14 protein-coding genes, 4 tRNA genes and 1 other annotated feature are annotated in these 16,982 nt (G+C 43.1%); of the genes, 14 read left to right on the top strand and 4 right to left on the bottom strand.

Features of this window, described 5'->3' with window-relative positions; translation table 11 throughout:
- Positions 1-33 precede the first annotated feature (33 nt).
- Entirely contained in the window at positions 34-783 is a 750-nt protein-coding gene (locus CYL31_RS16910) for a helix-turn-helix domain-containing protein (protein ID WP_212916327.1), read from the bottom strand.
- A 172-nt stretch (positions 784-955) separates the two neighbouring features.
- Here CYL31_RS16910 and CYL31_RS16905 point away from each other — a divergent pair, with 172 nt between their 5' ends.
- Positions 956-2,128, top strand: a complete 1,173-nt coding sequence (locus CYL31_RS16905) for a hypothetical protein (protein ID WP_212916326.1) — start codon at positions 956-958, stop codon at positions 2,126-2,128.
- 19 nt (positions 2,129-2,147) lie between these two features.
- On the opposite strand, the gene nhaR is transcribed toward CYL31_RS16905, so the two are convergent.
- Positions 2,148-3,044 (bottom strand): transcriptional activator NhaR, encoded by an 897-nt coding sequence (nhaR, locus tag CYL31_RS16900; RefSeq protein ID WP_212916325.1) that lies wholly within the window; start codon positions 3,042-3,044, stop codon positions 2,148-2,150.
- Positions 3,045-3,169: 125 nt separating this feature from the next.
- Here nhaR and CYL31_RS16895 point away from each other — a divergent pair, with 125 nt between their 5' ends.
- A complete protein-coding gene (locus CYL31_RS16895) occupies positions 3,170-3,583 on the top strand; it encodes an HPF/RaiA family ribosome-associated protein (RefSeq protein ID WP_212916324.1) in 414 nt (137 codons plus the stop codon).
- 155 nt (positions 3,584-3,738) lie between these two features.
- Here CYL31_RS16895 and CYL31_RS16890 read toward each other — a convergent pair whose 3' ends face one another.
- Complete coding sequence (locus tag CYL31_RS16890; protein WP_212916323.1) at positions 3,739-4,188, bottom strand: regulatory protein RecX; 450 nt, start codon at positions 4,186-4,188, stop codon at positions 3,739-3,741.
- A gap of 196 nt (positions 4,189-4,384) precedes the next feature.
- Between CYL31_RS16890 and CYL31_RS16885 the strand changes: the two genes are divergently transcribed.
- From CYL31_RS16885 to CYL31_RS16845, 9 genes are all read left to right on the top strand, one after another.
- Positions 4,385-5,638, top strand: a complete 1,254-nt coding sequence (locus tag CYL31_RS16885) for a D-amino acid dehydrogenase (protein WP_212916322.1) — start codon at positions 4,385-4,387, stop codon at positions 5,636-5,638.
- A gap of 31 nt (positions 5,639-5,669) precedes the next feature.
- Entirely contained in the window at positions 5,670-6,767 is a 1,098-nt protein-coding gene (gene alr, locus CYL31_RS16880) for an alanine racemase (protein WP_212916321.1), read from the top strand.
- A 225-nt stretch (positions 6,768-6,992) separates the two neighbouring features.
- Positions 6,993-9,611, top strand: a complete 2,619-nt coding sequence (alaS, locus tag CYL31_RS16875) for an alanine--tRNA ligase (RefSeq protein ID WP_349304765.1) — start codon at positions 6,993-6,995, stop codon at positions 9,609-9,611.
- A gap of 60 nt (positions 9,612-9,671) precedes the next feature.
- A complete protein-coding gene (locus tag CYL31_RS16870; protein WP_212916320.1) occupies positions 9,672-10,913 on the top strand; it encodes an aspartate kinase in 1,242 nt (413 codons plus the stop codon).
- Between the two features lie 145 nt (positions 10,914-11,058).
- A complete protein-coding gene (csrA, locus tag CYL31_RS16865; protein WP_072840609.1) occupies positions 11,059-11,247 on the top strand; it encodes a carbon storage regulator CsrA in 189 nt (62 codons plus the stop codon).
- A 58-nt stretch (positions 11,248-11,305) separates the two neighbouring features.
- A tRNA-Ser gene (locus tag CYL31_RS16860) sits at positions 11,306-11,395 on the top strand.
- 59 nt (positions 11,396-11,454) lie between these two features.
- Positions 11,455-11,531 (top strand) — tRNA-Arg (locus tag CYL31_RS16855).
- Between the two features lie 56 nt (positions 11,532-11,587).
- A tRNA-Arg gene (locus CYL31_RS16850) sits at positions 11,588-11,664 on the top strand.
- Between the two features lie 53 nt (positions 11,665-11,717).
- Positions 11,718-11,794: transfer RNA gene (locus tag CYL31_RS16845), tRNA-Arg, on the top strand.
- 68 nt (positions 11,795-11,862) lie between these two features.
- Here the strand turns inward: CYL31_RS16845 and CYL31_RS16840 are convergent.
- Positions 11,863-12,873, bottom strand: a complete 1,011-nt coding sequence (locus CYL31_RS16840; protein WP_212916319.1) for a tRNA dihydrouridine synthase — start codon at positions 12,871-12,873, stop codon at positions 11,863-11,865.
- A 92-nt stretch (positions 12,874-12,965) separates the two neighbouring features.
- Between CYL31_RS16840 and CYL31_RS16835 the strand changes: the two genes are divergently transcribed.
- The 3 genes from CYL31_RS16835 to CYL31_RS16825 are packed head-to-tail and all read left to right on the top strand — an operon-like array spanning position 12,966 to position 16,307.
- Positions 12,966-13,274, top strand: a complete 309-nt coding sequence (locus tag CYL31_RS16835; protein WP_249411616.1) for an OadG family protein — start codon at positions 12,966-12,968, stop codon at positions 13,272-13,274.
- A gap of 41 nt (positions 13,275-13,315) precedes the next feature.
- Positions 13,316-15,115, top strand: coding sequence for a sodium-extruding oxaloacetate decarboxylase subunit alpha (gene oadA / locus CYL31_RS16830; protein WP_212916318.1), 1,800 nt, complete (start codon positions 13,316-13,318; stop codon positions 15,113-15,115).
- Positions 15,116-15,134: 19 nt separating this feature from the next.
- Positions 15,135-16,307 carry a sodium ion-translocating decarboxylase subunit beta gene (locus tag CYL31_RS16825; RefSeq protein ID WP_212916317.1) on the top strand — a complete coding sequence of 391 codons (1,173 nt, stop codon included), beginning with the start codon at positions 15,135-15,137 and terminating at the stop codon, positions 16,305-16,307.
- Positions 16,308-16,857: 550 nt separating this feature from the next.
- Positions 16,858-16,977 (top strand) — a sequence feature (16S ribosomal RNA rRNA prediction is too short).
- Positions 16,978-16,982 lie beyond the last annotated feature (5 nt).

The raw sequence follows: 16,982 nt of genomic DNA, 5'->3' as shown, positions 1-16,982 counted from the left end.
ATCATCAATTGCAAAACGAGTCGGATGATAGAGTTAATCTTCAGAATATAATTGTATAAATCGGTCGTTTTCGTCTTGAGCTAGTTGCTTAGGTGTCAGGCTAGAGTATTTTTTGATCAATTTGATATAGTGAGATTGGTCGTTAAAACCTTCTTTGGGAAAGAGTTCGCCCACTTTGAGTGAGTCGAAGCTGTGGCGAAACCGCAAAATGTCACAGTAGCTTTTTAGCGGTAAGCCAAGCCACTTATTAAAATAGCGATTGATTTGGCGACTGCTCCAATTGGCTGCTTGAGATATTTCAGTCACTGTTATTGAACCATGTGTCTTATAAATCAGTTCTGACATGACTTTTTTTCGAGGGTCTATTGGCGCTGTTAGCTGTGAAGCAAAATACAAACTGAGCTTATTAGCAAAAGTATCCAGGCTTTTTAGGTCGTTTAGTTCTATGCCCGCGAAGCCAATGTCGAGTGTAATGCGATCATTTAGAATGTTGGCGACAGATTTGTTTAATAAATACTCTGCGGCCAGTATTTTTAAGCGAACACCCAGTAACACAGAGTGTTTGGGCATAGCGCCTACTTTGGCGTCTGTTTCTAGTCCAACCAAGGAAATATGCAGCGGATATTCGGCATTGTGGAAAAAATACAAATCAATCCCGCCATCAGGGAAGGTGGAAAGTTCTTCATCTTTATCGCTTGGATTTTCGATCATCCAAAAGCTTTCAACGAATGGAGCTAAGTCGTCGCTTGGTACTAATGACGTTAGTTGAATGGTCTCTTTCATTACCTAATCGCAAAATTGGAGGTGAGTGCGGCGCGTTCGTTCCTTCGATGGCTACTTTAAATGTAAGTAGATAGTATAACGATTAAAAAGCGATCTTCTAGCTACAATTGAGATAGATTCGTATTAACACCTAGTTGTCATTATGATGCACTGGGGATCAAAGAGGTGATACATGGTCTTGCAACTAGAAAAACTGAACGGTTATTACATCGCTATCTTGCTGGCGATTATTTTTTCTTGGTGGGGCTTGCTAGACACCAAGGCGTCTGATTATGTTTCCTCTTCCTTGGTGCAGGCGTTAAGTGCCTTTGGTTTAGCCAAATTATTTAATGCAACAGTTTCTGTGCTGCAAAGTATTCAGATAAGTGTGTTTGTCAGCTCCGTCACCATTGGCGAATTATTAGATCCATTTAACGATATGGTGGAAGATTTTTCTGGCGTAATGAAGGTGGCAGTGTCGTCGCTTATTTTTCAGAGTATTTTGTTAAAAATTATTTCTACTGTGTATTTCAAAGCCTTTGTTACTTTGTCGGGTTTGCTGTTTGGTTATTTGTATTGGACAAAAAGCCGTTTTACCGAAGTGGCTTATAAAGTCTTTGTGACAGCCGTTGGTGCGAAGTTCTTATTGGTGCTGGTGGTATTGTTATCTGCTTTGGTCGATGCGTCTTTTTTGAATGAAGAAAAGACGCAAACCATGGATAAAATCCAAATACATTCTGACGAGATGAACGAGGTTACGACAGGGCTAGGTGTCGCAGCGGATCTTAAACAGTCTCTTGATAAAGACAAACAAATATTACAAATTAAGCTGGATGAAGAGCAACAAACCTTGTCGAAACAGGATGAGCGTTTAGTGAATTTGACCGCTCAAAATGAATCTCTTAATCGTCAAATAGCCGCGCGCAAAGAAACCTTGTCTACCTTAGATATTCTGTTTAATAACGATAACGTGCTGGCTGGGCTGCGAACGCAACAGAGCCTTTTAATGGGCGAACGTCAACGTACAGAGCAAGACATCAAAATGTCGAAAAGTAAGATTGAGGCTTTGCAGCAATCCATAGACGACCTTGGCAATCTTACTTTAGAAGACCAAGGTTTTTTCGCCTCTATTAAACAAAGTACGTTCGGGCTGAGTCATTTTAAAGACAAGATCAGCGAGTATGTGGAAACCCTCAATGGTTTGGTAAACGACTTCCTTACTTTATTGGCGTTGTTTGCCTTTAATACTGTATTGATCCCAGTGTTATTTCTCTATTTGGGCGCAAAAGGCTTCAAATTAGTGTGGCAAATGAAGCCGTCTGATTTAATAGCGCGTGCCAAAAAAGGTGTTAAAGAGAGTCTTTAAGTGCTGCTACTTTTGTTTACTATTGATGCTTTAGCCAGCCTTTCGCTGCATCAGTAATGGCTACAATGGCGGGGTTGGATAAGCGTTGCTCGGTAGCAATGACGAAGAATTGCTCGCGTATTTCTTCGGTGCTACCTATGATCTCGACTTTAAACTGCTTCGCCACTTCGTTGGCAATGGCGGAAGGGACAATGAACACGCCCGCGCCTGCTTGACCGAAGGTTTTCATTAAGGCTCGGTCATCAAATTCACCCATGATTTTTGGATGAAGATGGTGCTTTTCAAGCCATTGTAAAAGTTGGATTTGTATTAAGGATTGGTCGCTGGGAATTAAAAATGGCGCGCTCCTCAAGCATGCTGGGAAGCCTCCTTCAACCTGCTCTATTAAATTGGGGGCAGCCATAAACGATGTGCCACATTCCCCCAAAAAATGATTGAAGCCGCGTACCGCCAGGTGAGGTGGGATTGGGCCATCAGCAATGATCATGTCTAATTTATGTAGGGCTAACTCGCCCAGCAAATCTTCTAAACTGTTTTCTTTGCAGACAAGTCTTACCGGATCTTCTAACGACATGGCGGGAGCCAGCAAACGATACGCGATGGATTTTGGAATTGAATCCGCAATGCCAATACGTAGTAATTGTGTTCGATCACCTGATGCGATGCGCACCGATTGTTCCAGCTCGTTGCCTAAGGAAAAAATCTCATCGGCGTAACTTAATACCATGTGACCAGTATTCGTTAATTCTAGGTTGCGTCCAACCTTGCTAAATAAGGTTTTTCCTAGCTGTTCCTCCAATAAACTGATCTGTCCACTGATGGTTTGCGGTGTTATGTGCAAATGTTCGCTGGCTTTTGTAATGCTGCCTTGCTTTGCCACCATCCAAAAATAATGCAAATGTTTGAAATTGATCATATTTCACCAATACTTCGAGAAAAACTGATTATTTACATAAATAATTCGATTATATCTTAAGAGTATTTGTTAGTAATTTGAAATTTCCAACATAACTTACTCATTCATGAGTAAAGGAGAGCAAGATGAGAATTAAAGTACAAGCACGTCGCCTAGCCCTTACTAAAAGTTTAAAAGCTTATGTTAAGCGTCGCCTAAATTTTGCATTGAATTCCCGTTATGACAATATTCAACGAGTGATCGTCACGCTTACCGATGTGAACGGTCCTAAAGGTGGTGAAGACAAACACTGCCAAGTTTTGGTTAAAATCAACGGCCAAAAAGAAGTGGTAATCAGCGAGCAACAAGCCGATATGTATTCTGCGATAGATGGCGCTGCTAACCGTACTAGCCGAACCGTAACACGACGTATCGAACGATTACAGCACAAGGCCACGCGACTAAAAGCCGCTTTCCATAAGATGAGACCGCAGAAAAAAATGCCTCGCGACATATATGAAGAATATGAAAACGAATACGGCTACTACCAACATGCCTAGGTGGTATTGATAGCAATAGCTTTTTTAGATAGATAATCCCAACACCCGCTTTAGGCGAACCACTCCACTTGGTTCGCTTTTTTTTTGTTCGTTAGAAAGAGATACTTTGGTAAGGAGGAATATGAGCGCTAGAAGGTCTGGCTTTGTGAGTGATGTTAGTCTTGGGGAGATATGGCATATTTGATTTGTTCGAAGTCAAATCCTCGGTATTGGAGGTAGCGTGACTGTTTAGCCTTTTCTTTGAAGTCGGTACTGATTTCTTCTCCAAACCTTCTTTCTTTGAGTTGTTTCGCTAACTCAAACCAATCTGCATTGGCATCAGTGATGGCTGTTTTTGCTAGCTCGCTATTGATACCTTTTTGTATGAGTTCTTGCTGAATCCGGCTTGCTCCAAGAGGTTTGCTTAGTCGGCTCCTTACAAATATTTCAGCGAAGCGCTCATCATTGAGATAGTTCATTTCTTCAAGACGCTCAATTATCGCGCTGATCTCTTCTTCCTCGTGACCTCTTGTTTTTAATTTGGTGACTAGCTCCTTTTTGCTGTGCTCCCTGTGGCTTAGCAGTGACAAGGCTTGGTCGAATATTGATGTCTGGTGTTCTTTCATATCTATATCTCTGCTTGTCTTGGTTGAGAGGTTATTTTATCAGCTGAATGAGGTTTTTACATTTCGTTTCTAATAAACTGCTTTGTTTTTATTTTATAGTTTTTTATTCTTCAATATAATAATAAATAAGATGATAAAACTACATATCTTATGTGATTATGGGTGATATGACTTTGTCTTTATTTGAGGTTTTTCTATGCGTGTTTGTGTGCTGGGTGCAGGTGTTGTTGGTTTAACGTCAGCCTATTATTTGGCGAAGAAAGGTTTTGAAGTGACGGTGATTGACCGTCAAGAAGGGGTGGCTCTTGAGACGAGTTTTGCTAACGCAGGGCAAATTTCTCCTGGCTATTCTGCACCTTGGGCTGCACCAGGCATTCCTCTTAAAGCTATTAAATGGTTGATGCAAAAACACGCGCCGCTAAAAGTAAGTGCTGATCCTGAGCTTAAAAAACTAGCTTGGATGGGGAAGATGTTGGCGAACTGCAATGAAAAAGCCTACGACGTGAATAAGTCTCGCATGGTGGCATTGGCGGAATATAGTCGCGATCAGTTCATTGCGATGCGTAAAGACATTGGTATTAAGTACGATGATGGTCAGGGTGGTTTGACTCAACTATTTCGTAAGGATGAGCAAGTCGAAGCGTCTGAAAAAGATATTAAGGTGCTAAAAGCCTTGAATGTTCCTCATCAAGTATTAACTCCTGCGCAAATTTTAGAAGTAGAGCCAGGTTTGGCTCCGGTAATTGATAAGTTCAAAGGTGGGCTTCGTCTGGTCGGTGATGAAACTGGCGATTGCTTTGTTTTTTGCCAAGAACTGAAAAAACACTGTGATGAATTAGGTGTGAAATTTAAATTTGGCGTAGCGATTGAGCGCTTGGTTGTAGAAGGTGGTAAAGTACGCGCCGTTAAAACCGACCAGGGTGACTTTGAGTTTGATAATGTCTTGGTGTCTATGGGGAGTTATTCAAAAGAGTTACTTAAAGCGATTGATATTTCTATTCCAGTTTATCCTGTGAAAGGCTATTCCTTAACTGTGCCTATTACGGATGAACAGTTTGCACCAGTTTCAACTGTAATGGATGAAACCTACAAAGTTGCTGTGACTCGATTGGGTGGCCGTATTCGTGCTGCCGGAACCGCGGAGTTGAATGGCTATAATCTTGATTTGCCAAAAGTGCGCACAGAAACCATTACGCATGTAGTACACGATTTATTTAATCAAGGTTGTGAGTTGTCCCAAGCGGATTATTGGACCGGACTTCGCCCAATGACGCCAGATGGCACGCCTGTAGTTGGGCGGACAGGTATTGATGGTTTGTATTTGAATACGGGGCACGGAACATTAGGTTGGACTATGAGCTGCGGTTCTGCGGCGGTGATTGCCGATATTATGTCTGGCGATAAAACCGAGATCGATTCACAGGATCTTTCCGTACAACGTTATAAGTAAATAAGACGCTTTAAAATTTTAAGGGGCAAAAATGGCAAGGCCACTCACGGCAACGGTAGATTTGGAGGCGATTCTACAAAACTACCGCTATGCAAAAAAGTTACAACCAACTTGTAAGGCGTTTGCTGTTGTTAAAAGCAATGCGTACGGACATGGTGCGGTTGAGGTCTCTCGTTACTTGGATGAGGAAGTGGATGCTTTTGCAGTGGCAGCCATTGAAGAAGCCATTACTTTACGAGAAGCAGGCATTGTTTCACCTATATTGTTGTTGGAAGGTGTATTTGAAGGTGAGGAGTGGGCGCTGTGCGAGAAGCATGGTTTTTGGTCTGCTCTAGAAAATGCTCAACAGCTTGATGAATTGCAAGCTAGTCATGCAAAAATTGAAAAGATTTTCCTGAAACTAGATTCTGGTATGCATCGCCTTGGTGTGGATAAAGAAACAGCACCAGTGTTTGTCGCGGCGTTGAAAGACAGCGGCCAAGTGGGAGAGGTGGTTTTAATGACACATTTTTCTTGTGCGGATGACTTGTCAGATCTAGCAACTATGCAGCAGTTAGCTTATTTTGAGCTAGCTCGTCAATCGATTGGTGATATTGAAGCCAGTGTAGCGAACTCAGCAGCGATTATGAAGTGGAGCGTGCCTGAAGGTGGTTGGATTCGACCAGGTATTATGTTGTACGGAATTTCGCCTTTTGCTGAAGTGAGCGGTCGCGCGCTGGGTTTGCGTCCAGCGATGACTTTGTCGTCAAAAGTGATATCGACGCGTCAGCTTAAACAAGGCGATAAAGTAGGTTATGGCCTTGGTTATGTTGCGGCAGAAGATCATGTATTAGCAACCGTCGCGGTGGGTTATGGTGATGGTTATCCGCGTCATGCTGAAAATGGCACTCCATTGCAAATTGATGGAAAACCCGCTTGCCTCGCAGGCCGTGTATCTATGGATATGATTACGGTGCGTATGCAAGATTTCGCTGCTGAGCCTGCCATGGGGCAAGAAGTAGTGCTTTGGGGTGGCGATGTGCCCGTCGAAGAAGTCGCAGATTATGCCGGTACCATTGGTTATGAGTTGGTGACTAGGATGACCGCACGACCTCATTATCGTTATGTTCGCGGTGAAGATTCTCAGTAATACCTTTCTAAAAACATACTGTAAAAGTAGGTTTACATCCGTAAATCCTACTTTTGCTTAAGTTATGCACAAAATAAGCTTTAAATTACTACGGTTTCTTTTGAAAATACCTATCCTTTGCGTGTACTATTTTGTGCTTTTCGTTGCATCGAGTCGGCATATATTAATCTGCCATTCACGCAATCCAATTCGTCCAGAAAAATAGAGATAGAGACTCATCCCATTATGAAGAGTTCTGAGTTACGCCAGTCATTTTTATCGTACTTTGAAAGTAAGCAGCATCAGATCGTAGAATCCAGTTCATTGGTTCCTGGAAATGATCCTACATTGCTGTTCACCAATGCTGGTATGGTCCAGTTTAAAGATGTGTTTTTGGGAGAAGATCTTCGCCCATACTCACGAGCAACGACGTCTCAACGTTGTGTTCGAGCGGGTGGAAAACACAATGACTTAGAGAACGTCGGTTATACCGCACGTCACCACACTTTCTTTGAAATGTTGGGTAACTTCAGTTTTGGCGATTACTTCAAAAAAGACGCTATTCATTATGCGTGGGAGTTTCTAACGGTTGTGCTGAAGTTGCCAACTGAAAAGTTGTTGGTAACCGTTTACGCAGACGACGATGAAGCGTTTGATATCTGGAACAAAGACATCGGTCTTCCTGCAGAAAAAATCATCCGTATTGGTGATAACAAGGGGGGGCGTTATCAGTCCGATAATTTCTGGGCGATGGGCGATACAGGTCCTTGTGGTCCTTGTTCTGAAGTGTTTTATGATCACGGTGAGCATATTTGGGGTGGGCCTCCAGGTTCTCCTGAAGAAGACGGCGACCGTTTCATCGAAATCTGGAACGTGGTTTTCATGCAGTTTAACCGTTCTGCAGATGGCACTATGGCTCCTTTGCCAAAACCTTCTGTTGATACGGGGATGGGCTTGGAGCGTATTGCAGCGATTTTGCAGGGAGTCCATAGCAACTACGAAATCGATTTGTTTCAAAATCTTATTAAAGCGGCAGCACAAGTGGTTGGTACTCAAGACCTAAGTGCCCAGTCACTACGCGTTATTGCTGATCACATCCGTTCTTGTTCCTTCATGATTGTTGATGGCGTGATTCCGTCCAATGAAGGTCGTGGTTATGTTTTGCGCCGTATTATTCGTCGAGCGATTCGTCACGGTAATAAGCTTGGACAAAAAGGTGTGTTCTTCCATAAATTGGTGGAAGCACTTGATGTCGAAATGGGTGATGCTTACCCAGAGCTAACTAAATTAAAAGAGCGTGTGGCTTCTATTCTCTTAAAAGAAGAAGAGCAGTTTGCCAAAACCCTTGATCAAGGGATGAAGATTTTAGAAGAAGCCATTTCTGAACTAGGCGATGAAAAGATTATTCCTGGTGAGACAGTTTTCAAACTATACGACACGTATGGTTTCCCAGCTGATTTAACCAACGATGTTGCGCGTGAAAATGATCTAGAAATAGATGAGGCTGGATTTGAAGTGGCGATGGATGCACAGCGTGCACGTGCTCGTTCAGCAAGTAACTTCTCTATGGATATGTCGAGCGGCGTTAAGTTGGATTCTGTTACTGAATTTACTGGCTACGAGAATCTAAACGCTACCTGTGAAGTTGAGATGATCCTTGTTGATGGGGAGTTTGTTGAAACTATTGAAGCTGGTCAAGTTGCGGCAGTGATTTTGAAATCAACACCTTTTTACGCTGAATCAGGTGGTCAAGTTGGCGATCAAGGTTGGTTGCGTGGTCCAGGCGCTTTCAAAGTATCTAGCACCACTAAGCAAGCTAAAGCACATTTGCATTACGGTGAGCTAAAAGAAGGTCGTTTGGCGGTTGGTGATCAGGTGACTGGCGAAGTGGATCGCACTTTGCGCATGGCGACCACATTGAACCACTCTGCTACTCACTTAATGCACGAAGCACTGCGTCGTATTTTGGGTGATCATGTTTCGCAAAAAGGCTCTTTGGTAAATCCTGAGCGTTTGCGTTTTGACTTCTCGCATTTTGAAGGCGTTACGGCGACAGAAATTGAGCAAATTGAAGACATGGTTAACGAACAGATTCGCTTAAACCGTCCGGTAGAAACAGACATCATGGATGTTGAATCTGCTAAAGCGAAAGGTGCGATGGCGTTGTTTGGCGAGAAATACGATAGTGAAGTGCGTGTATTGACTATGGGGGCTGACTACTCGATTGAGTTGTGTGGTGGTACTCATGTTAGTCGTACGGGAGATATTGGTTTCTTTAAAATTATTACAGAAAGCGGTATTGCTGCTGGCGTTCGTCGTATTGAAGCGGTTACAGGCAAAGTTGCAATAGATACGACTCGCCAGACTGAGTCGGTTCTTGATGGTATTGCTAGCCTTGTCAAAGGTAATAAAGACAGCGTGTTAGACAAGGTTGTTGCCTTGAATGATCAAGCGCGCAGTTTGCAGAAAGAATTGGATGTATTGAAAGGTAAAATGGCAGCTTTAGCTGGCGCTGACTTGGCTTCTCAGGCGGTAGATATCAACGGCGGTAAGTTGTTGGTTGCTCAGGTTGAAGTAGAAGATCCAAAAGCGTTACGTGATTTACTAGATGAGCTGAAAAGCAAGTTAGAGTCTGCCGTTATTTTATTGGCTGCGGTGAATGATGGCAAAGTAAGTTTAATTGCTGGCGTAACCAAAGAATTGACTAAAAACGTGAAGGCTGGGGATCTGATTAAAATGATTGCGCCTTATGTTGATGGTAAAGGTGGTGGTCGTCCAGATATGGCTCAAGCTGGTGGTAACAATCCAGATGGCTTGTCTGCAGCTCTTGAATTGGTGCCTGGTTGGGTTGCTGAAAGAGTTTAAGTTGAATCGTTTCTTAAGAGCTTGGAATTCGGCTTTTTTGATTTAAATAGTGGAAAAATTATGGCGTTGTTAGTTCAAAAATACGGCGGCACCTCGGTAGGTACAATAGAGCGTATCGAGGCAGTTGCAGATCGAGTGTTAAAGCATAAGCAACAAGGCGATGACATAGTGGTTGTGGTTTCTGCTATGAGTGGTGAAACCAATAGGCTGATTGCTCTTGCGAAAAGCATTAATGCTTCACCAAGTGCGCGAGAAATGGATGTGCTTTTGTCGACAGGGGAGCAGGTTACTATCGCACTTTTGTCTATGGCATTAATGAAGCGTGGTCTTGATGCTCGTTCTTATACAGGCTCTCAGATTCGTATTACAACTGACAGCGCTCATGGCAAGGCTCGAATTCAAAAAATTGATACCGAAGCAATGCGCGCAGATTTAGACGCTGGACGAGTGATTGTTGCGGCGGGTTTCCAAGGCGCGGATGAATTGGGCAACATTACGACATTAGGTCGAGGTGGTTCTGATACAACTGGTGTTGCGCTTGCTGCCGCTTTGAAGGCGGATGAGTGTCAAATTTATACTGACGTGGATGGGGTTTATACGACGGATCCTCGTGTTGTAGATAGTGCGCGACGTTTGGATAAAATCACCTTTGAGGAAATGCTAGAAATGGCTAGCCTTGGCTCCAAGGTGCTACAAATTCGTTCTGTAGAGTTTGCTGGTAAATATCAAGTGCCGCTTAGGGTGCTGTCTAGTTTTGTTGAAGGTGAAGGTACGTTGATTACAACTGAGGGGAGTAAAGGTATGGAACAGCCAGCGGTTTCTGGAATTGCATTCAATAGAGATGAAGCGAAATTAACCTTGAAAGGTGTTCCTGATATTCCAGGTATTGCTTCTCGTATTCTTGGTCCTATTAGTGATGCCAACATCGAAGTGGATATGATTGTCCAAAATGTATCTGTGGATGGCACTACAGACTTTACCTTTACGGTGCATCGCAACGAATATGATCAAGCTTTATCTACCTTGAATATCATCGCTAAAGAACTTGGGGCGAGTGCTGTGCTTTCTGACGCTAAAATTGCCAAGGTGTCTATTGTTGGTGTGGGGATGCGCTCTCATGCGGGCGTAGCAAGTACCATGTTTAAAGCATTGGCTGCAGAGTCTATCAACATTCAGTTGATCTCTACTTCGGAAATTAAAGTGTCTGTCATTATCGATGAAAAATACATGGAGTTGGCGGTTCGTGCATTGCATTCCGCGTTCAAATTAAATGAAGTGGCATCAGGGGTTCGAGAAGCTTAACAATTGGATACATAAAATCCTGTAGTTATGGATGGTTTAATTTTTATTGAGAGGCTACAATTGGCTTTGTAGGAATTGCCCTACAAGATTTGTCGGGCAATTCATCTCAATAAATGATTGAAAGCAATTACAGGGAGATATTCTTATGCTTATTCTTACTCGTCGTGTTGGTGAAACTTTGATGGTTGGTGATGAAGTTTCTGTCACTGTATTAGGTGTAAAGGGAAATCAAGTGCGTATTGGCATCAATGCGCCTAAAGATGTATCTGTTCACCGTGAAGAAATTTATCTTCGCATTCAGAAAGAGCAAGATGAACAAATTTCTGAAGATTAATTTTTAAAAAAGCCTTTACAAGACAAATGTGTCGTATATAATGCGCCCCACTTGTTACGGAGAGTTGGCCGAGTGGCCGAAGGCGCGCCCCTGCTAAGGGTGTATGGGTTAACACTCATCGAGGGTTCGAATCCCTCACTCTCCGCCATTTCAAGTTTGTCTTTTGAGGGTTTACTCTCTGAGCAAAAAAGGCAGGGATTTTGTTTTGCACCAGTAGCTCAGCTGGATAGAGTACTCGGCTACGAACCGAGCGGTCAGAGGTTCGAATCCTCTCTGGTGCACCATTCAAAAAAAGTATTTTAAGATATATTCTTTAAATACTATGAGTAAAGATTGTTCTGCACCAGTAGCTCAGCTGGATAGAGTACTCGGCTACGAACCGAGCGGTCAGAGGTTCGAATCCTCTCTGGTGCACCATTCTTAAATCTCACAAAAAATATTTCTTCTCTTTTTTAAAAGAAATACGATATGCACCAGTAGCTCAGCTGGATAGAGTACTCGGCTACGAACCGAGCGGTCAGAGGTTCGAATCCTCTCTGGTGCACCATTCTTAATTTCCCCATCAGTACTTCAAAATTCCCAATCTAATTTATAATTTTATTATTTTCTCTCTTATTACGTTTCTGTCATTATACTCTCGAATGTTTGTGTTAGTTCATTGACGCTCTTGCTGCGTCGTAATGTCTGAAGGTGTTCTTTAATTTCCGCAAAACCAAATCGTAAATGTCCGCACCATTGTTTCAGCCTGCCAAGCGTAGCGATTTCATCATAATATTTTTGTAATTCGGTGCTATAATCTGCGAAGAGTGCGTTCAGGGTTGTTGTATCTGCTGTGCTTTTTTTTCCGTTTAGCTCATCTCTTATTTGTTGGAAAACAAATGGGTTGTTGAGTGAGCCTCGTCCAATCATGAAATGTTGGCATCCTGTAATGGATCTGCAGCGTAAGAGTGACTCAGTGTCTGTGATGTCTCCATTGGCGACGACAATCATGTTTGTCTTATCTTGAATTTCGCCTATTTTTTCCCATCTTGCTGGTGGTTTGTAACCATCTTTTTTAGTACGTCCGTGTATTGTGAGTGTGCCAACGCCTGCTGCCTCAATGGCGGCTACGTTATCAAATAACAATGCTTCATCTTCGAATCCTAAACGAATTTTCGCTGATACAGGGATTTCGCTTGGTAGTGTATTTCGAATTGCACTCATGATGTCGTAAAGTGCATCAGGGGTTTGTAATAAAACAGAGCCGCCACCATGGCCATTTACACGTTTTGCTGGGCAGCCAAAATTGACATCAATGTGAGTTGCGCCAGCTTCAATTGCATTTAAAGCGCTTTCCGCCATAAGTTCTGCGTTGCTGCCTAGTAGTTGGGTGTGAACGGGGTGGTTGTGTATTGTTCTTGCTTTGTTGGTGTTTTCTGGTGCAAGGCGTTTGAATGTTGTTGTTGGAATAGAGTATTGAGTGACTCGGATGAATTCTGTTACTAAGTAGTCCATGCCGCCAATTTTTGATAGCAATGCTCTCATTGTGTGATCCATGACACCTTCCATCGGTGCAACGGCCAGTACAATGCTGTTGTTATTAGTTAAGGTCTTTAAGGTGGTTGTTGTTTCTAAGGAATTGTTCACGAAATAAGTCTAACTGTTATGCAATAAAAATATGAAACTGTTCTGGTTTGTGGTAAAAAACTAACTATCAAAAATAAACAGCGCTCTTGGGTGTGCATCTGATCACATTAGATCTGTACAAACAAGACGAGAAAAAAGGTATCGATGCTATGAATGGCTTGCTAGAAGATGGTGTGGGATTGATGGTCCTAGGGATGGGTTTTGTATTCCTGTTTTTAGTGGTGTTAATTTTTGCGACAGGTTACATGTCGCGACTACTAAATTATTTGTTTCCTGAAGCACCTATTGTTGTAGCGTCAAAGCCTGTTTCTAAAAATCTCTCTTCTTCTGGTGTTGATGCGCAAATGACAGCTGTCATTACTGCTGCCGTTCATCAGCACAGAAACAGTAAAAAATCTTAATTTTCTAATACTAACTCTTCTGATTTCTTTGAGGCTGAAATATGACAACAACAAAGCAACCTCTTGGCATTACTGATGTCGTTTTGCGTGATGCTCACCAATCCTTATTGGCAACGCGTATGCGAATTGACGATATGCTTCCTATCGCAGAAAAACTGGATCAAGTCGGCTTTTGGTCGCTTGAATCTTGGGGTGGTGCGACGTTCGATTCCTGTATTCGCTATATTGGAGAGGATCCTTGGGAGCGTATTCGTGAATTAAAAAAAGCCATGCCAAAAACGCCGCAGCAGATGTTATTGCGTGGGCAGAATTTGCTTGGTTATCGCCATTATGCAGATGATGTTGTGAATAAGTTTGTTGAGCGTGCAGCCTTTAATGGCGTCGATGTGTTTCGAATCTTTGATGCAATGAATGATCCCCGCAATCTGGAAACAGCAATTAAAGCGGTTAAACAGCAAGGTAAACATGCTCAAGGGACGATTTCATATACTAAGAGTCGCGTTCATACCACTAAGAACTGGGTGGATTATGCTAAGGCGCTTGAAGATATGGGGGCGGACTCCATCGCTATTAAGGATATGTCTGGCATTTTGACGCCATACGATGCCTTCGAATTGGTTAGTTTATTGAAAGCTCAGACTCAGTTGGAGGTGCAATTGCATGCGCACGCTACGTCTGGCTTGTCAGATATGACGATTTTGAAAGCTGTTGAGGCTGGGATAGATCGAGTCGATACAGCTATTTCTTCTATGTCGATGACGTATGGTCATAGCGCGACAGAGTCTGTGGTTGCTGCGTTGCAGGGTACAGATAGAGATACTGGCTTAGATTTAGCGTTATTAGAAGAGATTGCCGCTTATTTCCGCGAAGTGAGAAAGAAATATGCGAAATTCGAAGGCTCTCTTCGTGGTACGGATTCTCGTATTTTGATAGCTCAAGTGCCTGGTGGCATGTTGACCAATATGGAAAGTCAGCTTAAAGAGCAAGGTGCGGCGGATAAGTTTGACGAAGTGCTAAAAGAAATCCCTAAAGTCCGCGAAGACTTGGGTTTGATTCCGCTTGTTACGCCTACTTCTCAAATTGTTGGTACTCAGGCGGTTTTGAACGTCCTGACTGGCGAACGATATAAGTCTATTTCAAAAGAAACGGCGGGTATCTTGAAAGGTGAGTATGGTGCGGCTCCTGCTGAATTCAATAAAGAGTTGCAGGCCCGTGTTCTAGATGGGGCAGAGGCGATTACTTGTCGACCAGCAGACTTATTGTCACCTGAAATGGATAAGTTGACCGAAGAGTTGGTTGGCCTTTCAAAAGAAAAAAACATCCAGTTGTCTGATGATCAGATTGACGATGTTTTAACTTATGCCTTATTCCCTCAGATAGGTCTTAAATTTTTACAGAATCGTGGTGACGCAAGTGCGTTTGAGCCTGTGCCGACAGTTAATGATGTTGTTGAGAGTAAACCCGCGGCAACAAGTGCTTCATCTGGTGAAGCGAGTGTTTACACGGTTTCTGTATCTGGGCAGAGCTTTGTTGTCCAAGTATCGGAAGGGGGTGATGTTAGTAATATTCAGCCTGTTGCTAATGTTCAAAATTCTCCAGCTCAGGCGGCGCCATCTGCTGCTGCGCCATCTGGCGAAGATGTTCCTTCTCCGTTAGCGGGCAATATCTTCAAAGTGCTTGTGTCTCCAGGTCAGCAAGTTGAAGAGGGTGATACTGTGATTATTCTCGAGGCGATGAAGATGGAGACAGAAATATCTGCGCCTAAGTCCGGTGTCGTTGGTTCCATTAGTGTAAAAGAAGGTGACTCTGTGCAAGTTGGCCAGTCACTTCTTACTTTGTAGTTGAAGGAATCGATCGAAAATGGAAAACAAATTATTAAATCTTTATCACGACACGGGCATTTACCAGCTGGAACTTGGTCAGTTTGTGATGATCTGTGTTGGTTTGTTGTTGGTTTACCTGGCAATTAAAAAAGGTTTTGAGCCGCTGCTGCTTTTGCCTATTGGTATTGGTGCGGTTCTAGTTAATATTCCTGGGGCAGGTTTTATGGCTGCGCCAGTTTATGATGCGACGGGTCACATGGTTTCTCCGGGTGGTCTTCAATACTATATTTATCATGGTGGTATTGAGACAGGTTTGTTCCCATTGATAATCTTCATGGGAGTTGGGGCGATGACGGACTTTGGCCCTATGCTTGCTAACCCAAAAACATTGCTCCTTGGTGCTGCTGCGCAGTTTGGTATCTTTGCCACGGTTATTGGGGCGGTTTTATTAAGTGCGTCCGGCATTATGGATTTCTCATTAGCGGATGCGGCGGCAATTGGTATTATCGGTGGCGCGGACGGTCCGACTGCTATTTTTGTTGCTAGTCGCTTGGCGCCTGATTTGCTTGGTGCGATTGCTGTGGCAGCTTATTCCTATATGGCATTAGTGCCACTTATTCAACCGCCAATTATGCGAGCGCTAACAACAAAAGAGGAACGCTCTATTAAGATGGAACAGCTCAGGCCTGTTACCAAGAAAGAGAAGATTGTCTTTCCAATTGTAGTGACTATTTTGGTTGCGATGTTCTTGCCGTCTGCGGCGCCTCTGCTTGGGATGTTCTGCTTTGGCAATCTGATGCGTGAATGTGGTGTTGTGGACCGTTTAAGTGATACCGCTCAAAATGCATTGATTAATATCGTAACTATCTTCTTGGGTTTGGGGGTTGGTTCAAAGTTGAGTTCCGAGGCTTTTTTGAATTTGGAAACACTAGGAATTTTGAGCTTAGGCTTGATTGCTTTTTCTATCGGCACAGCTGCAGGTGTTTTAATGGCAAAGTTGATGAATAGATTCTCTAAAGATGCTATTAATCCATTGATTGGTGCTGCTGGTGTATCTGCTGTCCCTATGGCTGCGCGCGTGGCCAATAAGGTCGGGCTTGAGGCGAATAAGCAAAATTTCTTATTAATGCATGCGATGGGGCCTAACGTGGCGGGCGTTATAGGTTCTGCTGTGGCGGCTGGCGTAATGCTGAGTTATGTTGGTGGTTAGTCACCTAGCTAAAGCTGTTTTTACAAAAAGACACTTCGGTGTCTTTTTGTTTATCTAAGCTTTCTGCATGAAATTCAAATTAATTAAAAGAATTTCAAAAAAGAGCTTGCGCTAAAACTTCTAGGCTGTATTATACGCCTCCACTGACACGGACAACGACGCAAACAAGAGTTTGCCACTTACTTAGGTAAGAGAGTTGAACGTAGATCAGACGCTCTTTAAAATAGATAATCAGATAATTTGTGTGGGCGCTCGCTGGAGGCTTCAGAAGATTGTCCGGATTGGTTTTTAACTTATTCGAGATGATCAAAAAAATTGAAGTCTTGCGAAACGTCTAACACGTCAATTCGCTTTATGTTGTTTTGTTGTTCTTAGAGACGATGAAATGATTAAGTTATTGTTAGTGTAATAGATTTTGAGTAAGCAAACTTTTTAACTGAAGAGTTTGATCATGGCTCAGATTGAACGCTGGCGGCAGGCTTAACACATGCAAGTCGAGCGGTAACAGGGGAGCTTGCTCCTGCTGACGAGCGGCGGACGGGTGAGTAACGCGTAGGAATCTACCTAGTAGAGGGGGACAACATGTGGAAACGCATGCTAATACCGCATACGCCCTAAGGGGGAAAGGAGGGGACTTTTCGGAGCCTTCCGCTATTAGATGAGCCTGCGTAAGAT

This window comes from Marinomonas sp. A3A, from assembly GCF_018336955.1.
Classification (GTDB): domain Bacteria; phylum Pseudomonadota; class Gammaproteobacteria; order Pseudomonadales; family Marinomonadaceae; genus Marinomonas; species Marinomonas lutimaris.
The sequence above is the reverse complement of the archived record's forward strand: the minus strand, read 5'-3'. Positions and strand labels throughout refer to the sequence as shown.